This is a genomic window from Streptomyces sp. NPDC000878, from assembly GCF_053599695.1.
Genome location: NZ_JBSFMT010000035.1, coordinates 12,435 through 30,502, shown reverse-complemented (window position 1 = coordinate 30,502; position 18,068 = coordinate 12,435). Strand labels below are relative to the sequence as shown.

12 protein-coding genes are annotated in these 18,068 nt (G+C 70.6%); 9 read left to right on the top strand and 3 right to left on the bottom strand.

Annotated elements, in window-relative coordinates:
- Window positions 1-122 precede the first annotated feature (122 nt).
- The 8 genes from ACWDR4_RS27750 to ACWDR4_RS27715 all read left to right on the top strand — a co-directional run bounded on the left by ACWDR4_RS27750 (window position 123) and on the right by ACWDR4_RS27715 (window position 8,803).
- Window positions 123-2,567 carry a nitrate- and nitrite sensing domain-containing protein gene (locus tag ACWDR4_RS27750; protein ID WP_450412721.1) on the top strand — a complete coding sequence of 815 codons (2,445 nt, stop codon included), beginning with the start codon at window positions 123-125 and terminating at the stop codon, window positions 2,565-2,567.
- Between the two features lie 14 nt (window positions 2,568-2,581).
- Complete coding sequence (locus ACWDR4_RS27745; protein WP_006377390.1) at window positions 2,582-3,007, top strand: roadblock/LC7 domain-containing protein; 426 nt, start codon at window positions 2,582-2,584, stop codon at window positions 3,005-3,007.
- 1 nt (window position 3,008) lies between these two features.
- Window positions 3,009-3,365 carry a DUF742 domain-containing protein gene (locus ACWDR4_RS27740; RefSeq protein ID WP_235474180.1) on the top strand — a complete coding sequence of 119 codons (357 nt, stop codon included), beginning with the start codon at window positions 3,009-3,011 and terminating at the stop codon, window positions 3,363-3,365.
- Window positions 3,352-3,957, top strand: coding sequence for a GTP-binding protein (locus ACWDR4_RS27735; RefSeq protein WP_450412718.1), 606 nt, complete (start codon window positions 3,352-3,354; stop codon window positions 3,955-3,957). The genes ACWDR4_RS27740 and ACWDR4_RS27735 overlap by 14 nt, the downstream gene beginning before the upstream one ends.
- Window positions 3,958-4,090: 133 nt before the next feature.
- On the top strand, window positions 4,091-4,936 hold the full coding sequence (locus ACWDR4_RS27730; protein ID WP_450412716.1) for a dolichyl-phosphate beta-glucosyltransferase: 846 nt from the start codon (window positions 4,091-4,093) through the stop codon (window positions 4,934-4,936).
- Window positions 4,933-7,101 (top strand): ArnT family glycosyltransferase, encoded by a 2,169-nt coding sequence (locus ACWDR4_RS27725; protein ID WP_450412714.1) that lies wholly within the window; start codon window positions 4,933-4,935, stop codon window positions 7,099-7,101. The genes ACWDR4_RS27730 and ACWDR4_RS27725 overlap by 4 nt, the downstream gene beginning before the upstream one ends.
- Before the next feature lie 185 nt (window positions 7,102-7,286).
- Complete coding sequence (locus tag ACWDR4_RS27720) at window positions 7,287-8,495, top strand: hypothetical protein (protein ID WP_450412712.1); 1,209 nt, start codon at window positions 7,287-7,289, stop codon at window positions 8,493-8,495.
- Window positions 8,492-8,803, top strand: coding sequence for a hypothetical protein (locus tag ACWDR4_RS27715; protein ID WP_450412710.1), 312 nt, complete (start codon window positions 8,492-8,494; stop codon window positions 8,801-8,803). Before ACWDR4_RS27720 ends, ACWDR4_RS27715 begins: the two co-directional genes overlap by 4 nt.
- Before the next feature lie 270 nt (window positions 8,804-9,073).
- On the opposite strand, the gene ACWDR4_RS27710 is transcribed toward ACWDR4_RS27715, so the two are convergent.
- Window positions 9,074-11,548, bottom strand: a complete 2,475-nt coding sequence (locus ACWDR4_RS27710; protein ID WP_450412708.1) for an ATP-binding protein — start codon at window positions 11,546-11,548, stop codon at window positions 9,074-9,076.
- Window positions 11,549-11,757: 209 nt separating this feature from the next.
- On the opposite strand from ACWDR4_RS27710, the gene ACWDR4_RS27705 reads away from it, so the two are divergent.
- The gene (locus ACWDR4_RS27705) at window positions 11,758-14,853 is read left to right on the top strand and encodes a BTAD domain-containing putative transcriptional regulator (protein ID WP_450412706.1); all 3,096 of its coding nucleotides are present in this window, start codon (window positions 11,758-11,760) and stop codon (window positions 14,851-14,853) included.
- 366 nt (window positions 14,854-15,219) lie between these two features.
- On the opposite strand, the gene ACWDR4_RS27700 is transcribed toward ACWDR4_RS27705, so the two are convergent.
- Entirely contained in the window at window positions 15,220-16,374 is a 1,155-nt protein-coding gene (locus ACWDR4_RS27700; RefSeq protein ID WP_450412704.1) for a M20 family metallopeptidase, read from the bottom strand.
- 104 nt (window positions 16,375-16,478) lie between these two features.
- Window positions 16,479-18,056: an AbgT family transporter gene (locus ACWDR4_RS27695; RefSeq protein ID WP_450412702.1), complete on the bottom strand. Its 1,578-nt coding sequence runs from the start codon at window positions 18,054-18,056 to the stop codon at window positions 16,479-16,481.
- Window positions 18,057-18,068: the final 12 nt, after the last annotated feature.

Sequence of the window (18,068 nt, the reverse complement as noted above, 5' to 3'; positions counted from 1 at the left end):
AGCATCCTGCGGACCCGGAAACATGTTCCGGCGCCTGTTCCGCTTCCGCTGCCACCTGTCAGTTGTCACCTGCCACTTGTCTCTTGTCACTCCCGCTCACCGCTGATCGCTCTAGGACGACGATGCCTCCACGCAAAGGTGCCCGGCGCCGTCTCGGCTCCATACGTCTCTCGCTGATCCTGCTCGCGCTGGTGCCGAGCGTCACCCTCGCCGCGATGTGGGGCGTGACGACGATTCAGATGTTCTCGGAGGGCCTGCGGCTGCGGGACCAGACGGGGCTCAGCAGGGCGACCGGTGCCATGGGCACCGACGCCACGATGGCCTTGCAGAAGGAGCGCACCCTGTCGGCCGCGTGGCTGGCCTCGCCCAGGGGCGACCGCAGCGCCCTGGACGCACAGCGCAAGGTCACGGACGCGGCGGTCGCGAAACTGGTCGGCCAGACGAAGGCCATCCAGGAGGCCCCCGACCGTATCGGGGAGCGGATGTACTCGGTCATCGCGGCGGCGGGCAGCCTGGAGTACTACCGCGGTCAGGTCGACAGGCTCACCGACATCTCCGCCCAGCAGGCGCTGGACCAGTACTCGTCGATCATCAGCAACCAGATCCACGCCTTCCAGGAGCTGTCCCAGGTCGACGACGGCGACCTCACCTCCCAGGCCGGCCCGCTCGTCTCACTGGAGCAGGCCGCCGAACTGGTCGCCCAGGAGGACTCACAGCTCACCCTGTCCTGGCCCTCCGGGCATTTCGACCAGCCGGAGTGGGAGGCGTACGTCCGGCTGGTCAGCGCCCGGCGCTGGGTCGTCGAGGACCAGCTGATCCAGTCCCTGAGCGGCACGGCGAAGACCCGCACCGAGGCGGTCATGCAGGGCTCCGCCTGGAAGACCCTGAACTCGATCGAGGACCAGGTGCTCGCCTCGGGCACGCCCGGCGGCGGCGCCGACCGGAAGATCACCCTGCCGGAGAAGCAGAAGCAGTGGAACGCCGCGATGGACGAACTGAGCGTCCAGTACGGCTCGCTCATCCACGACGAGACCAGGGGACTCCTCACCCGCAGCGCCGACGAGGCACAGTCGCTGCTGATCAAGGCGGCCTCGCTGAGCGCGGGCGGATTCGTCGCGCTGCTGCTGTGCATCGTGCTGTCCTGGCGCATCACCCGGTCCCTGTCCCGCCGGCTGCGCGGGCTGCGCATGGCCACCCTGGGCCTGGCCGAGGACCGGCTGCCGGACGTGGTCGCGCGGCTCAACCGGGGCGAGAAGGTCGACGTCGAGTCGGCCACCCCGCCGCTGGACTACGGCCACGACGAACTCGGCCAGGTGGCCCACGCGTTCAACGCGGCGCAACGCACCGCCGTACACACCGCGGTCGAACTCGCCGACACCCGGCGCGGGTTCCAGAAGGTCATCCTGGGCATCGCCCGGCAGAGCCAGAACCTGGTCAACCTCCAGCTCACCAAGCTGGACGCGCTGGAACGCGCCCACCAGGACCCGGAGATCCTCAAGGGCCTGTACGAACTCGACTCGACGGCAAGCCAGTTGCGCCGCTACGAGGAGAACCTCGTCATCATCAGCGGTGAACGGCCCGGCCGCAGCTGGACCGAGCCGGTCGCGCTGATCGACATCCTGCGCAGTGCCGTCGGTGAGGTCGCCGAGTACCAGCGCGTCGAGGTGCAGACCGAGGAGGACGTGTATCTCGCGCCGCCCGCTGTGGCCGACGTCATCCATCTGCTGGCCGAGCTGATCGACAACGCGACCGCCTACTCCCCCGCGCCCAGCCCGGTCGGCGTACGGGCCGCGATGGTCGCCAAGGGGCTGGCCATCGAGGTCGAGGACCGCGGTCTCGGCATGTCCGAGGAGGACTACGCGTCCTTCAACGAACACCTGTCCGAGGCCCCGCAGTTCGACGTGGTGGCGCTCGCCGACGACCTGCGGCTCGGCATGTTCGTGATCGCGCGCCTCGCCGTCCGGCACGGCATCCAGGTCACGCTGCGCTCCTCGCCGTACGGCGGCACGACGGCGATCGTGCTGATCCCGCACGATGTCGTCGTACGCGAACTCGCCGCGCCGGACAGGGACTCCTCGGGTGCGAAGGAGGCGTCCGCCGAGGTGCCGGGACCGGTCGCCGCGGAGCGTCCGGCGCACGAGCGCACCCGGGACCGGGAGGCACCGCCCGTCGCGGCCCGGGTCCGGACCGCCGACGCGGGCCCCGCGCCCCGGCAGGCCGCCCTCGTCGGGGCGGGCCGAAGCGGTGAACGGAAGGCCGAGAAGGGCGGCGGTGCCCGCAAGGGCGGACTGACCCCGCTGCCGCGCCGGGTGCCGCAGACCAGTCTGGCCGCCGAGCTGCGGGAGGACACCGAACCCGAGGGCACGTCCGAGGACGCGCTCGACGAGTTCTCGGCGGAGCGCGCGGCCTCCTCGCTCTCCGGTTTCCAGCGCGGAACCCTCCAGGCCCGTGACGACGACGCCGAAGAGCAGTACGACCATGGGGAGGACGACTCGCCTCAGGAACCCGACGCACCGCTCCCCGACGCAGGCACTCCGGTCACCTCGACTCCGCCCGCAGACCGCTGATGAAGGACAGAGAAATGACACGCCCCACCCCCGCCACGCACACCGAGCTGGACCAGTTGCTCACCGGACTCGTGGACCGGGTAGCCGAGGTGAACCACGCCGTCGTGCTCTCCGAGGACGGACTGGTCGTCAGCAGGTCGACGGCGTTCCTGCGCGACGACGCCGAGCGGCTCGCGGCGACCGCGTCCGGGCTGATGAGCCTCAGCAAGGGCGTCAGCATGGACTTCCGCGGCGGTCCGGTGCGCCAGGCGCTGATCGAGATGCGCAACGGCTACCTGATCCTCACCGCGGCCGGTCCCGGCGCCCATCTCGCCGTGCTGACCAGCCAGGGAGCCGACGTCGGGGTGGTGGCGTACCAGATGAACATGCTGGTGAAGAAGATCGGTGAGCACCTCAGCGCGGCCCCGCGTGCCGGGGTCGTCGGCGCGGCCGGCGAGTGAGGTGAGCGGAAGCGACGCGGCCGGCCGGCTCGTACGGCCGTTCACGCTCACCGGCGGGCGGACCCGGCCCAGCCGCGCCGACTTCACACTGATCACGTCGGTGACGGCGGTGGAGCCGCAGCCCGACGGCGGCGCCCGCCCGCAGCCCGAGCACGCTCGGATCCTGCGGCTGTGCGCACGGCCCGTCGTGGTGGCGGAGCTGGCGGCCCATCTGGACCTCCCGGTGAGCGTGGTCGTCATCATGCTGTGCGATCTGCTGGAGGCCGGCCGGATCACCGCCCAGTCCCCGCGGCAGATCTCGCGCACCACGGACATGGACCTGCTCCAGAAAGTGAGGGACGGCCTTGGCCGGCTCTAGCCTGACCGCGAACGGGACCTCGGCGCCCGACACGGTCAAGATCCTCATCGCCGGTGGCTTCGGCGTGGGCAAGACGACGATGGTCGGCTCGGTCAGCGAGATCGTGCCGCTGCGCACCGAGGAACCGCTCACCGCGGCGGGCCTCGGCATCGACGACCTCGACGGCATCGAGGAGAAGAAGGCCACCACCGTGGCCCTCGACTTCGGCCGCATCACCCTGAGCCACGAGTTGATCCTGTACCTCTTCGGTACGCCGGGACAGCAGCGGTTCTGGTTCATGTGGAACGACCTCTCGATCGGCGCGCTGGGGGCCGTGGTCCTCATCGACGTGCGCCGGCCGGAGTCGAGCTTCGCGGCGATCGACTTCTTCGAGCGCCGGGACATCCCGTTCGTCGTCGGCGTGAACGGCTTCCACGGGGAGCATCCGTACGAGCCGGACGAGATCCGGGAGTCGCTGGCGCTGCCGGAGCACACGCCGGTCCTGCTGTGCGACGCACGGGACCGGGAGTCGTGCCGGGACGTACTGATCGCGCTGATCGACCAGTTGATCGCGTCGGCGGCGCCGGGCGGCGGGAACGCGCACACGGCCTGAGACGGCCCTGAGGAAGCCCTTGGGACAGCTCTCGCACAGGCAGCCTATGTACGACCTGTGAGTCCGCTGATTCTCATTCCTCGCTCAGAGTCGCCTCAGGGTCGCCCCAGATACGGCCCCGATCGTCACTGGCATGAACGAAACGAACGCGAGGGGCGTCCGGCAGCGTTCGGTCGAGATCGTGGTGCCGGTGTACAACGAGGCGCACGTACTCGCCGAGAGCATCGGCCGTCTCCACGCCTACCTCGAAGCCTCCTTCCCGTTCCCGTTCCGCATCACGGTCGCGGACAACGCCAGCACCGACGCCACCTGGCAGGTCGCGACCGACCTGACGCTCCGCCTCCCCCACGTCCACGCCGTCCACCTGGACGCCAAGGGCCGGGGCCGCGCGCTGAAGCACGTGTGGAGCGACTCCACAGCCGACGTGGTCGCCTACATGGACGTCGACCTGTCCACCGGCCTCGCGGGTTTCCTCCCGCTGGTGGCCCCCCTGCTCTCCGGCCACAGCGACGTGGCCATCGGCAGCCGGCTGCACCGCCAGGCCGACGTGGTGCGCGGCCCGAAGCGCGAGTTCATCTCCCGCTCGTACAACCTCCTCCTGAAGCTCGGCCTGGCGGCCCGCTTCTCGGACGCCCAGTGCGGCTTCAAGGCGGTCCGCACGGATGTCTTCCGGGCGTTGGCTCCCCACATCGAGGACAACGCCTGGTTCTTCGACACCGAGTTGCTGGTCCTGGCCCAGCGCAACCGCCTGCGCATCCACGAAGTACCGGTCGACTGGGTCGACGACCCCGACAGCCGGGTCGACATCGTCCGCACCGCCCTCGACGACCTCAGAGGCGTACGCCGGATGCTGCGCGCCAGTGTCACCGGCCGCGCCCGGATCCCCGTACCGCGTCGCGTACCCGCGCAGAGCCCCGTAGGCGCGCCTCAGCACGTCACCAGCAGCAGCCCCGTCCCCAGCTTGGAGTACGCGTCATGACGACCCTCGCCCCGCCGCCGACCCGCGACAGCGCACCCGCGCCCCGCCACCGCGCCGAACCCCCGCCCTCCGGCGGCGGTCTCGCGGCCCGCGCCAAGCGGCTGTTCACCGGCGCCCCCGAGGACCCGAGCTGGACCCGCCCGACGCTCTGGGGAATCCTGCTCCTCGCCACGGCGCTCTACGCCTGGAACCTCTCCTCCATCACCGGCAACACCTTCTACAACGCGGCCGTGTACAGCGGCACGAAGAGCTGGAAGGCGTTCTTCTTCGGGGCGTTGGACTCCGGCAGCTTCATCACCGTCGACAAACCCCCCTTCGCCCTCTGGGTGATGGGCCTGTCGGCCCGCGTGTTCGGTTACGGCACCTGGCAGTTGATGCTGCCGATGGTCGCGGTCGGCACCGGCTCGGTCGCCCTGCTGTTCCGCATGGTGAAGCGGGACTTCGGCCCGGTGGCGGCGACGATCGCGGCCCTCGCGCTCACCCTCACCCCCATCACGGTGGCGATCACCCGGGACACCAACCCGGACCCGATCCTGGTCTTCCTGATGCTGCTGGGCGCGGCTGCCCTGATGAAGTCGGTGCGCACCGGACGGCTGATGCCGCTGGTGTGGTCGGCGGTGGCGATCGGCTTCGCGTTCAACACCAAGATGATGCAGGCGTACGTCGTCCTGCCGGTCTTCTTCCTGGTCTACCTCTGGGCGGCGAACGCGGGCTTGGGCAAGCGCATCCGCAACCTGGCGGTGGCCACAGTCGCACTGATCGTCTCCTCCGCCTGGTGGATGGTGGTCGTCGACCTTATCCCTGCCTCCTCCCGCCCCTACATCGGCGGTTCGACCGACAACACGGTCTGGGACCTGGTCATCGGCTACAACGGCTTCGGCCGGATCTTCGGGGCGAGTTCGTCGACGGGCTCGGCCGGAAACGGCGCGAGCTTCGGCGGTACGGCGTCCATCTACCGCATGTTCAACGAGATCATGGGCGGCCAGATCTCCTGGCTGATCCCGTTCGCACTGATCGCCCTGGTCGCGGGCCTGGTCCTGCGCGGCCGGGCCCCCCGCACCGACGCCAAGCGCGCGGCGCTGATGCTCTGGGGCGGCTGGTTCGTCCTGCACTACCTGACCTTCGCGCTCGCCGAGGGCACCTTCCACCCGTACTACGTCACGGCCATGGCTCCCGGTATCGCGGCCCTGGCGGGCGCCGGCGGCGTCATGCTCTACCGCGCCTTCCGTGAGGGCTCGGCGGCGAAGTGGGCCTGGGTGCTCCCGCTGGCGGTCGCGGCGAGCGCGGTCTGGGCGGTCGTCCTGCTCCAGCGGGTGTCCGGCTCGGGCACGCTGTACACGGTCGCGGAGATCGTGGTGGCGGTGGCGGGCACTGTCTCGGTCCTGGGTCTGCTGATCGGCCGCTTCACCAAGCGGCACCGCCTGATGGGCATCGCGGCACTGGCCGCGGTGGTCGCCCTGCTCGCCGGCCCGGCCGCCTACTCGGTCTCAGCCGCGACCTCCAGCACCAACGGCACCAACCCGACGGCCGGCCCCAGCACGGGCGGCGGCATGGGTGGCGGCGGTGGCGGTGCTCCGCAGGGCTCCAGGGGTACGAGCGGCAGCAGCGGGACGAGCGAGAGCGGCGGCCAGTCCATGGGGACGCCCCCGTCCGGCAACTCGTCCTCCTCCAGCGGGAGTTCGTCGGAGACGGCTACCGAGTCGGGCACGCGTCCGAGCGGCGACGGCGGAGGCACCGGTGGCGGTGGCGGCGGGATGGGCGGCGGCACCCAGGTGTCGTCCGACATGATCACATACCTCAAGAAGCACCAGGACGGGGCCACTTGGCTGCTGGCGGTGGCCACCGACCAGACGGCGTCCTCGATCATCCTGGAGTCGGGCCAGCCCGTGATCTCGATGGGCGGCTGGTCGGGCAGCGACAACGCGATGACCCTGGCCAAGCTCAAGAGCCTGGTGAAGTCGGGGAAGTTGCACTACATCATCGTCAGCAGCGACGGCGGCCAGGGCACCAACTCCGAGATCGCCACCTGGGTGAAGGAGCACGGCACGGCGGTCAACTCGTCGGAGTACAGCACCAGTTCGACGAGCAGCTCGTCGACCTCGACGTCCACGTCCACGTCGACCAGCAGCGGCCTGTACCGCCTGGACGCCTCCGACGTGAGCTGACCGACCTTCCTTCTCCCTCCTCACGGGCGGGCCGCCGGAGATCATCCGGCGGCCCGCCCGTCTTTCTGCTCCCCTCCCGCCTCTGCAAGGTTTCGGCAAGGCCGTGGCAAGCCTTCCGACCTGGTACCGGGGCACCCCCGAACCGAGCGTTCCAACTCACCAGGAACACGACAACGGGGGTACCGATGGACGGTGCACGGCAATGGCTGACGCTGCCGGGCTGCAAGCGGGTCCTGGCCGTCGTACACACACAGGTGTACGGGCAGCGGCTGCGTGACGTGCTGTCGCTGCTGGAGTCCGATCTGCGGATCCAAGTCGACTTCACGATCGCTCCGCACGCCTTCAATGCGGGTGCGACCCGCTCCGTGCCCGTGGAGCACGACAGCCTGCTGCCCTGGCAGGCCGCTCTCGACGACAAGTTCGACCTGGTGCTGGCCGCCGGTTCGCAGGGCGTCGACCGGCTCCACGGCCCGCTGCTGCGACTTCCGCACGGCGCCGGGCACATGAAGCTCTCGCGGCCCGCCGACGACCGGGATCCGGGAGCGCCCCGGACCGTCGGCGGGCTGGGCAGGCGGTATCTGGTACGGGACGGACGGCTGGTGCCCAAGGCGCTGGCGGTCGCGCACCGGGACGACCTGGACACGCTGCGGCGGGAGTGCCCGGAGGCGCTGCCCGTCACCGAGGTGGTCGGTGACGCCACGCACGACCGGATCGCGGCGAGCATGCCGCTGCGCGCCCGCTTCCGTGCCGCGCTGGGGCTGCGCGGCGGTCAGAAACTGCTGCTGGTCTCCTCGACCTGGGGTGCCGGGTCCTCCTTCAACCGGCTGGACGCGCTGCTGCCCAGGCTCCTCACGGAACTGCCGGCCGACGAGTACCGGGTGGCGGTGCTGGTGCACCCCAACGTCTGGTCGGGGCACGGCCCTTGGCAGGTGCGGTCCTGGCTGTCGACGGCACGGCGGCACGGCATCGTCGTCGTCCCGCCGGAGCTGGACTGGCGTTCACTGCTGGTCGCCGCGGACTGGGTGATCGGCGACCACGGCTCCGTGACGCTGTACTCCACGCTCACCCGTGCGCCCATCATCCTGGCCCGCTTCCCGGAGGCGGACGTCGATCCCACCTCCCCGGGCGCCGAACTCGCCCGCGTGGCACCGGCGTTGTCCCCCGCGCATGCCCTGCCCGAGCAACTCGCCTACGCCCGGTCCGTCTATCCAGCCACGGGGTACGCCCGGATCGCGCGGCGCATCTCCTCGGAGCCGGGACGGTTCGGGCCCAACACCCGCAAGTTGATGTACCGGTTGCTGGGCCTCGGCGAGCCCGCCCACGAACCCGTGTTGCCCCCGCTCCCGCTCCCCCGCCGCCTGTGGGGTGGGCGGCGGAGCAGGAGATCGGCGTGAGCGACGCCCTGACGGACGGCGATCTGGTGATCGTCTGCCTCGACGCCACCGGAGAGACCGGGGAAAACTGGTGCGAGTGCGCCGACGTGCTGTTCAGCACCCGCCCGAGACCGGCCGCCGAAGCCTGGCTGCTGGGCGGGTTGCTGCTGTGGCGCTACCCGGGCTGCCTGCTGGTGCTGCTCGCTGGGGCGGGCGGTGGTTGTGTCGCGCGGGCGCGGTTCGGGGTCGGCCCTGTGCTCCGCACGCGAGCCGGGGTCACGGCGAGCGCCGCAACCGGTCCGCCAGGCAGTGCCCGTCAGCTTCACTGACGGGCTCGTCGCGGGCCAGGGACTGCGCGTACGAGTCCCTGGCCCGCTCGGCATCCCCACGCTTTTCGGCTTCCTTCACCGAGCCGGAGAGCGCAACGGCCCCGCGCGCCGGCCGAGCACCGGGAGCACGGCAAACGCCGCAACCGGCCCGCGCGCATCGGCCTCGCCGAAGGGCGCGGATCAGCTCGGCCCGCTCGAAGTCCCCTCGTCCCCGGTTCCTCCATCGAGCCGGAGAAGGCAGCGCCTCCGCGCCCCGGACAGCCCCCGCACTCAATCCACCTCACGCAGCCGGTCCGCCAGACGACGCGCGTCGACCTCGCTGACCGGCTCATAGCGCGCCAGCGACTGCTCGTACCACTCTCTCGCCTGCTCTGTGTCCCCGCGCTCCTCGGCCCCCTCGCCGAGCATCTCCAGCACTCGCGCCTGCCAGTGGACCGAGCCGGTCTGTTCGAACTCGCTGATCGCCTGGCGGAGTTGGCTGTCGGCGAGGTCGTAGCGGGGATCGTCGAGGCGGGCGTGGGCCCGGCCGAGGTAGGCGAGCGCGCGGGCCGCGTCGTACGGGTCGTTCTCGGCGAGGAGTTCGGTGCGGGCGCGGGTGAGATGGCCGAGGGCCTCGGCCGGGCGGTCGTCCGCCAACGCCGTGTCGCCCAGGCAGAGCCGGGTCAGGGCGGCGCCTCGCCGGTAGCCGATCTCCTCGCGCAGGGCCAGGTCCCGGGTGAAGTACTCGCGGGCCAGGTCCAGTTGGCCCGCGAGCCGGTGCGTCTGCCCCAGACCGTGCAGCGCCTGGGCCTCGTTGCGTCTGGCGGCCGTCAACTCCAGCGAACGGTCCGTCTCTTGGGGCGCGAGTACCGCCACGTCCTCGCGGGCCACGTCCAGCGCCTGGCCGAACCAGGTCAGGGCTTCCTCGTAACGGCCCACGTTGCGCAGGCCGGCGCCGCCCGAGGTGAGCATACGGCTGATCCCGGCCCGGTCCCGGTCCCGGCGGGCCGCGGCGAGGCCGATCTCATGGGCCTCGATCCACAGGTCGTAGGGGCGCAGGCGCAGGAACAACGGCCAGAGGGCGTCGGTGAGTTGCCAGGCGGCAGCGTCCCAGCCCCGGGCCGCCGCGGTCCGCAGTACGGCCATCAGCCGGGCGCGTTCCGCGTCGAGCCAGCGCAGCGCGCCCGGGGCGTCGGTGAACGGCGGTGCGGCGGGCGGCTCGGCCCAGTCGCGGCGCAGGGTGCGGTGGCTGGGGGTGAGCAGGGCCTCGGCGGCCGTGGCCACGACCAAGTGGTGATCCACGACGCGTCGTACGGCCCGGTCGCTGTCCTCGATGGTCTCCTCCTCGGCGGCGCGTTCCTGCGCGTGGGCACGGATCAGGTCGTGGAAGCGGTAGCGGTCGAGGCCGGTGCGCGGGTCCGGCCCGAGATCCTCCACAAGGTGCACCTCGACCAGTTCGTCGAGCATCCGGTCCATGGCACCCCCCTCGGCATCACAGACCGCCGCGGCCACGGACGGAGTGAGCACAGGTACCGGGGCCAGGCTCAAATGCCGGTAGGCATGCGCTAGTTGGGGATCCAGAAGGCGGTACGACTCCTGCAGCGCCGCGCGTACGGCGGACTCGCCTCCCATCCGCAGCGCCTCCAGCGGGCCCTCTCCCCCTCCACCGCTCAGTGCCCGTGCCAGTACCTCCAGCGACTGCCGTGGCCGGGACGCGGCCCGCGCTCCGGCCACGCACACGGCCAACGGCAGCCCCGCGCAGGCCCGGGCCATGGCCAGCGCCGCTTCCGGCTCCTGTCGTACCCGGTCGGCGCCCACCCGGCGGCTGAGCAGTTCCATGGAGTCACCGGTGCCCAACGCGTCCAGCGGGACGAAGGCCGCGCCCTCCAAGCCGAGGCCGGTGAGCCGGTTCCGGCTGGTCACGACCGTGAGGGCCACCATCGATCCGGGCAGCAGGGGGCGCACCTGGGCGGCACTGAGCGCATTGTCGAGCAGCAGGGCGATGCGTGCGTCGGCGGTGACCGAACGCCACAGCGCCGCCTGCTCGTTCAGCTCGGCGGGGATGCGTTCATGGCCGAAGGAGCGCAGGAGTTCCGTGAGGAGTTCGCCAGGGCGGGCGGGGCCGTCGGCGGAGTGGCCGCGCAGATCGGCGTACAACTGCCCGTCGGGGAAGGAGGCCACGCGGCCGAGGAGCCAGCGGCGGGCCAGTGCGGTCTTGCCGATGCCGGCCGGTCCGCTGATGACGGCGATCGTGGCGCCGTCGGGCGAGGCGTGCGCCAGCCTGTCCAGCTCGGCCCGTTCGGCGTGCCGGTTGATGAAGTGACCCGGCACGGGCGGCACTTGGCGCGGGACGGCCGGTGCCCTGGCCGCCGACGGATCGAGTACGGGGTGGAAGTGGACGCCGCCGGTGATGTCACGGGCCTGGACCACCGGTCCGACGATGCTCGCGGAGGTGCCGATGCTGTTCGCGACCTGATGGCGGGCGTTGTCGGCGGCCTCCATGGCCAGGACATCGGCGTGCCATCGCCGTAACTCCCCGGCGAGCGCAGGGCTGTTCGCCGCTTCCCTCGCCAGCAGGACGGCGAGGGCCCGGGTGCTGTCGGCCGCGCCCGTTCCGGTGGGCTGCTCGGTCCAGGCCCGTACGGATTCGGAGATCGCCGGTGCCGACCATGCGCGCACGAGGTGGGCGAGTGTCCGCTGGGCATGTGGCCGACGGGCGGCCAGTGTCAGGGCCGTGCGCAATTCCTCGGCCGTCACGTGCTGCATGCGCCGCTCTCCCAGGTCCCCCGATGCCCGACGTCTTACGTCCTACCCGGTCGCCGACCGCATCAGACCGAACAAGTTCTTGGCGGGTTCACATCCGTCAAAAATGAGCCATTAAATATTTCAAGGTGTAGCAATATTTGAACAGTTATTGACCGCATGCGATTCTTATCGACGCCAGAGCGCGGGCCGACCGTCGGACGGGGGCACTGGTGGACTGGGAAATTCGCTTACTGGGACCGGTCGAACTGCGCGGAAACCAGTACGCCGATCCGCTCGGCTCGGCCAAGGAGAGGCTGCTCCTCGCGGCGCTCGCGTTCGAAGCGGGGCGCCCGGTTTCCCTCGACGCGCTGATCCACCGGCTGTGGGACGAGAGCCCGCCCGCGCGCCCTCGGGCGAGCCTGCACTCGTACGCCGCCCGGATCCGGCGAAGACTCCGGGCGCTGGACAGCGAAGCGCGGCTGGTCCAGCAGGCGCACACCTACTCCCTGAACGTGCGCCCCGACCAGGTGGACTACCACCGCTTCCAGGGGCTGACCGCCCGGGCACGCACCCTGAGCGACACCGGTGACGACCGGCAGGCGCTCGATCTGCTGCGTGAGGCGGGTGCACTCTGGCGAGGCGAGCCGCTGGCCGGTCTGCCGGGACTGTGGGCCGAGCACATCAGGGGCGTCCTCGGGCAACGGCACCTCTCCGCGCAGCTGATCCGTATCGAACTCGAACTGCGCGAGGGCCGCTTCGCCGAACTGGTCCCCGACCTCACCGACCTCCTGGAGGAGCACCCCACCGACGAACTGCTCGCCGGCCAGCTGATGACGGCCACCTACGGCAGCGGACGGCAGGCCGACGCGCTGCGCGTCTTCGAGAGTGTCCGGCGCCGGCTGCGGGACGACCTCGGCGCGGACCCGGGCGCGGCGCTCTCCCGGCTGCACGGACTCGTCCTCAACGGCGCGCCCGTACAGGCCTTCCTACCCCGGCCCGAGGCCGCGGTGGGCGCCGGTGCGGCGGCGGTCGCGGCACCCCGGACGCTGCCCGGTCACGCTGAACTCGTGGGCCGCGAGGAGGAGTTGGCGGCAATCGTCGACACCGTCTCACCCCTGGCGGCGGGTTCAGTGGGTGCGGCGGCCGGACGCACCGTCATCGCCCTGCAGACCGTGTCGGGCATGGCCGGAGCCGGAAAGACGTTGCTGGCGCTGCATGCGGCGAGACAGCTCGGGCCGCTCTACCCGGACGGGGCCGTCCACCTCGACCTGCTCGCCCACACGCCCGGCCAGGAGGCTCTCACCACCGAGGCCGCGCTCAGCTCCCTGATCCGTGCCTTCGGGGTCCCCGCGAAGGATCTCCCGCAGGATCCGGACGAGCTGGCGAGCCTGTGGCACAGCCTTCTCAGCAACCGCCGCGCCATCGTCATCCTGGACGACGCGGCGGGCCCGGAACAGCTGCGCCCCCTGCTGCCGGGCGCCTCACCGTCCCTCGTCATCGTCACCAGCCGCCGACGGCTCACGGGGCTGCCCGGCATCCGGTCGATCCAGCTCGACGTGCTGCCACCGAAGGACGCCGTCGCCCTGTTCCGTTCCGTGGCCGGCGAGGACCGCACCCGCCAGACGGGCGAGGTCTCGGACATCGTCCGCCTGACCGGCTACTTGCCGCTCGCGATAGAACTGGCCGCCGGGCGACTGGCATCCCGCCCCTCCTGGACGACCGCCCATCTCCTGCGCCGACTCACACACGGACAGGGGCGACTCCAGGAAATCCGGGACGGCACCAGAGGCGGGATAGCCACGGCGTTCGAAGTTTCGTACAGAACACTCACGCGCGAAGAGCAAACACTTTTCCGATTTCTCGGCCTCCGATTCGGTCCCGACATAGACGCATACGCACTCGCCGCCCTCGCCGGCCTTCCGCACGACGCGACGGAAAACATCCTGGAGGTGCTGCTCGACGCCCACTTGGTGCGCGAACCCGCACCCGAGCGCTACACGCTCCACGATCTTCTTGGCGAATACGCACGCGACCTGGTCATGACCGAGGAATCCGACATCGTGCGCGACCGGGCCGTGGACAGAATGATCGATTTCTATGTGCAGGCATCCGACGCGGCCGACAAAATGATCCAGCCGCGCGCCCTTCGCCCGCAACGTCCGCTCCCGCCTGCGGAGCATCCGGTGCCGCCCTGGGACGATCCCCGGTCGGCCCGCCGCTGGCTCCTCGCGGAGCGCACGGCACTCCTCGCCGCCGAACGCCGCTGCCGGGCTACGGGGCGCCTGCGGGCGGCAGCCCTCCTCGCGAGCGCGCTGGCCGGATTCCTCGACGAGGAGGGCTACTCGGCGGACGCCCGGCGTATGCACGCGTCCGCCGTGCAGCACTGGCACATGGCCGGCGAACGCCAGTCCGAGGTCCACGCGCTGATCGACCTGGGCAACGCCCTGTCCCGCTGCGGCCGATACGAGGAGGCCCGTACCGCCCACCGGCGCGCGCTCCAGGGCGCCGGGGAGATCGGCGACACCGAGGCCAGGGCCGAGGCCCTCCACCAGCTCGGAGTTCTCCACTGGAATCTCGGCCGCCTGACGGAAGCACTCGAATTCCAGCTCACCACCCTGCGTCTACGTCTCGCCTCGGGAGACCCCTGGCAGATCGCTCGCTCGCGGAACAATCTCGGCATAACACACCTCTACCTGGGGAATTTCGACGAATCCCGGGAGAATTTCCACGCGGCCCTCACCGATTTCCGAAGATCGGCGGACGGACGAGAATACGCGCACGTCCTCAACAACCTCGCGGATCTCCATCTCCACATGGGCGAAACCGATACCGCACGCCGAATTCTCCAGGAATCGCTGGAGGCCCTCAGTGAAACAGGCAGCCCGTCGGAGAGCGCCATCACCCAGGTGAATCTCGCCAGCACCATGAATTCTCCGGACGAACTCACCACCATGCTCGACCTCTACAAGGATTCCCTGGCCACCTTCCGCAGGCTCGGCGACCGCCGCAACGCCGCCGACACCCTGCACGCGATGGGTGCCGCCCTGCACGCCGCGGGCAGGTTCGGCGAAGCGGCGACCCGGCACCAGCACGCCCTGGACCTGGCCCGAAGCGTGGGCGCCGCACACGAACAGGCCCAGGCGCTGCACGCGCTGGGACTCGCCGAACTCCAACTGGGCCAGCAGGCCTCGGCCACGGCGCACATCGCCGAGGCCATCGAGGTCGCGGACCGGATCGGCGCGGCCAGGGAAGCGTCACAGGCACGAGCGAGCCTGGCCGGACTTCGCGCGGGATCGTTCGAGGCAGGCGCGAAGGAAGCGGGCTGACCCTATTCACGTGCCACCCGGCGACAAACATCTACCAGACCTTGAACTCGTTGAATAGCCCCCGGTAGCCATGTTTTGCCAGTTTGCACTCCAAGGCGATCACCGAATAGATTCTTCACAGGGTTGCAACAGCGCCCGACCCCTAGTGGTTGCAGGAGAAAAAAGAGAATATGTCCGCCCGCAAGATTTCGAAGGTAGCCGTGTACTACCAGGCACTGGCCTGCCTCTCGTTGGTTACCTTCGCAGTCGGGATATTGATCTGCATTCCCAGCTCGTGGCTCGGAACCGCAGTCGCCTAATCCCGTCCGGTGCGGTGACGAAGGGTTTCACCGGTCGTCACCGCACCACCTTGCCTCGCGGGCCCGGCTATGCCACGTGGGCCATCAGCAGGCCCGCGAGGAGGGCGATCCGGGTGGGGACGTGGGCCAGCAGTACGTGTTCGCCGCGTGCGTGGGCTCCCCCGCCGACCGGGCCCAGGCCGTCGAGGACCGGGCGTCCCAGTGCGGAGACGAAGTTGCCGTCGCTCGCGCCGCCCACGGCCGTCTCGCGGGCCGTGAAGCCCAGGTCTACCGCTACCGACTGCGCCTGTTTGAAGAGGAGTTCAGAGGCGGGTGTCGGTACCATCGCCGGGCGGTTCCAGCCGCCGGTGACGGACACCCGTACCCGGGGGTCGGAGGCCGTGAGGGCGGCCAGTTCGGTGTCGATGCGGGTCGCCTCGGCGGGGTCGGAGATGCGTACGTCGACACCGCAGCGGGCGTGTCCGGCGATGACGTTGCGTCCCGTACCGCCGCTGATCACACCGACGTTGAGCGTCGTGCCGTGTTCGCGGGAGCCCAACTTGGCGATCTGCGTGACCAGTTCGGCGAGGGCGTGGACCGCGCTCGCGCCGCCGTACGGGTCCAGGCCCGCGTGGGCCTCCACTCCCTCCACGGCCACCTCGAAGAGGCCGACGCCCTTGCGGGCCGTCTTCAGATCGCCCTCCTCCCCCGCCGCCGGTTCACACACCAGCGTGGCCGCCACATGCTCGCTGAGCCGCTCGATGTGGGGGCGGGAGAACGGGCTGCCGATCTCCTCGTCGCCGTTGAGGAGCAGCCGTACCGTCGGGCGCGGCAGGTTCCGTTCGCGCAGCAGGCGCAGTGCCCAGACCGCCTGTACCAGGCCGCACTTCATGTCGAACGCGCCCGGCGCGCTCACCCGGCCGTCGTCCGTCACCGTGAACGGCCACTCGGCGAGGGTGCCGGCCGGCCACACGGTGTCGTAGTGGGCGAGCAGCAGCACCTCCGTCTCCGAGGTGCCCCGGTAGAGGAGTTCGAGTACGTCTCCGTGCTCGCCGCCGTCGTGGCGCAGGGCCTCGTCCGGTGGACCGAGGCGCCGGTGTGCCCAGGCCTCGATGGCGGCGAGTCCGGCGGACAGCAACTCCTTGTCGTCGCTGGGGGTTTCGCATTCGACCAGGGTCCGCAGGTCGTCGGTCAGCTCGGGCAGTGCGGTACGGGCCAGGGACTCGATGTCGGGCAACGGCACGGGCGGCTCTCCTCGTACGGCATAGGAAGAAGGCGGTGGAAAGGGGGTAACTACCCAGGAATGTCAAGGAACATGGGGAGCATCGGCTTCCGGGGAGCCGGGGTTCAGCGGACGGGCACTCCCGGTCCCAGCGGGATGCCCAGCGCCCACCAGGCGTAGAACAGCAGGGTCCACGTCGCCAGCATGACCAGGCACAGCGGCAGGGTCAGGGAGAGCAGCGTGCCGATGCCCGCCGAGCGCCGGTAGCGCTGGACGACGCCCAGGGTCATCACGAAGTACGCGCTCATCGGGGTCGCCGCGTTGGTGCACGAGTCGGCGATGCGGTACACCGCCTGGGTCACCTCGGGCGGGATGTCGAGCAGCATGAACATCGGTACGAAGACCGGACCGACCAGCGCCCACTGGGCGGAGCCGCTCGTCACCAGCAGGTTGATCACCGTACAGACGAGCAGGATGCCCAGGAACGCCAACGGGCCGGTGATTCCTGCCGACTTGAGCAGATCGGCACCCCGGATCGCCATGACCTCGCCGACGCCGGTCCACTTGAAGTAGGCCAGGAACTGGGAGATGGCGAAGAACAGCACAAGGATCGGCGCCATCTCGCGCAGCCCGCTCGCCATGTGGTCGGGGATGTCCCGGCCGGTGCGTACGGTGCCCACCGCACGCCCGTACACCGCGCCGGTGATCAGGAACGCCACCGCGAGGACGACCGCGATGCCGGTGAGCACAGGCGACTGCACGATGCTGCCGCCCTCGCCCCGCAGCGGCGACCCGTGCGGGATCATCGCCACGACCACGATCGCGGCGTACACCAGCAGGGTCAGGCCCGCGCGACGCAGCCCGCGCCGCTCCTCGGGACGCAGGGTCAGGGGGTCGGAATCATCCTGTACCGAGCCTTCCTCGCCCGGCTCGGCCTCCTCCGGCATGGCCGCCACCCGCCGGGCGAGGACCTTCTCCGTTACCACGGTGACGACGGTGGCCAGGACCAGCGAGGAGCCGATGGAGAAGAAGTAGTTGGAGAGCGGGCTGACCACGTACGACGGGTCGACGGTGTGGGCGGCGGCCGTGGTGAGGCCGGCGAGCACCGCGTCCATGGGCGTGACCAGCGGGCTCGCGTCGTACCCGGCGGCGACCGACACGAACGCCACCACCGCGCCGAGCATCGGGCTGCGCCCCACCGCCTTGAACGCGAGCGCGCCGAGCGGCACCAGGACGACGTACGCGGCGTCCGACGCGACATGCGCGACCATGCCGGTGAACGCCAGGGTGAACGTCAGCCAGCGGGCGGGGACCCGGGCGACGGCGGCCCGCAGCATCGCGGGGAGCAGGCCCGCCCGGTCGGCGACGGCCACGCCCAGCATGACGACGAGGATCGTGCCGAGCGGCGGGAAGGTGGCGTAGTTCGTCACCGCGTCGCCGATCATCATCTGCAGGCCGGCGCCCGAGACCAGGCTGCGGACGGTCGCCGTCTCGCCGCTGGCGGGGTTCGGAGCGGAGGCCCCGACAGCGGCCAACACCCAACTGACCAGGGCGAGTACGACGGCCAGCACCCCGAACAGCCAGAAGGGGTGCGGGAGTTTGTTGCCGACACGCTCGATCCGGACCAGCAGGCCGAGCAGACCGGAGAGCGGTGCGGAGGGGACGGGGGTCTTTTCTTCGGGAGCTTTCTCGACGGAAGCCATCTGAGCGGAGCC

Coding starts and splice junctions, on each gene's coding strand:
- ACWDR4_RS27725 (WP_450412714.1), top strand. CDS start 4,933: ATGACGACCCTCGCCCCGCCGCCGACCCGCGACAGCGCACCCGCGCCC.
- ACWDR4_RS27695 (WP_450412702.1), bottom strand. CDS start 18,056: ATGGCTTCCGTCGAGAAAGCTCCCGAAGAAAAGACCCCCGTCCCCTCC.
- ACWDR4_RS27710 (WP_450412708.1), bottom strand. CDS start 11,548: ATGCAGCACGTGACGGCCGAGGAATTGCGCACGGCCCTGACACTGGCC.
- ACWDR4_RS27720 (WP_450412712.1), top strand. CDS start 7,287: ATGGACGGTGCACGGCAATGGCTGACGCTGCCGGGCTGCAAGCGGGTC.
- ACWDR4_RS27730 (WP_450412716.1), top strand. CDS start 4,091: ATGAACGAAACGAACGCGAGGGGCGTCCGGCAGCGTTCGGTCGAGATC.
- ACWDR4_RS27750 (WP_450412721.1), top strand. CDS start 123: ATGCCTCCACGCAAAGGTGCCCGGCGCCGTCTCGGCTCCATACGTCTC.
- ACWDR4_RS27745 (WP_006377390.1), top strand. CDS start 2,582: ATGACACGCCCCACCCCCGCCACGCACACCGAGCTGGACCAGTTGCTC.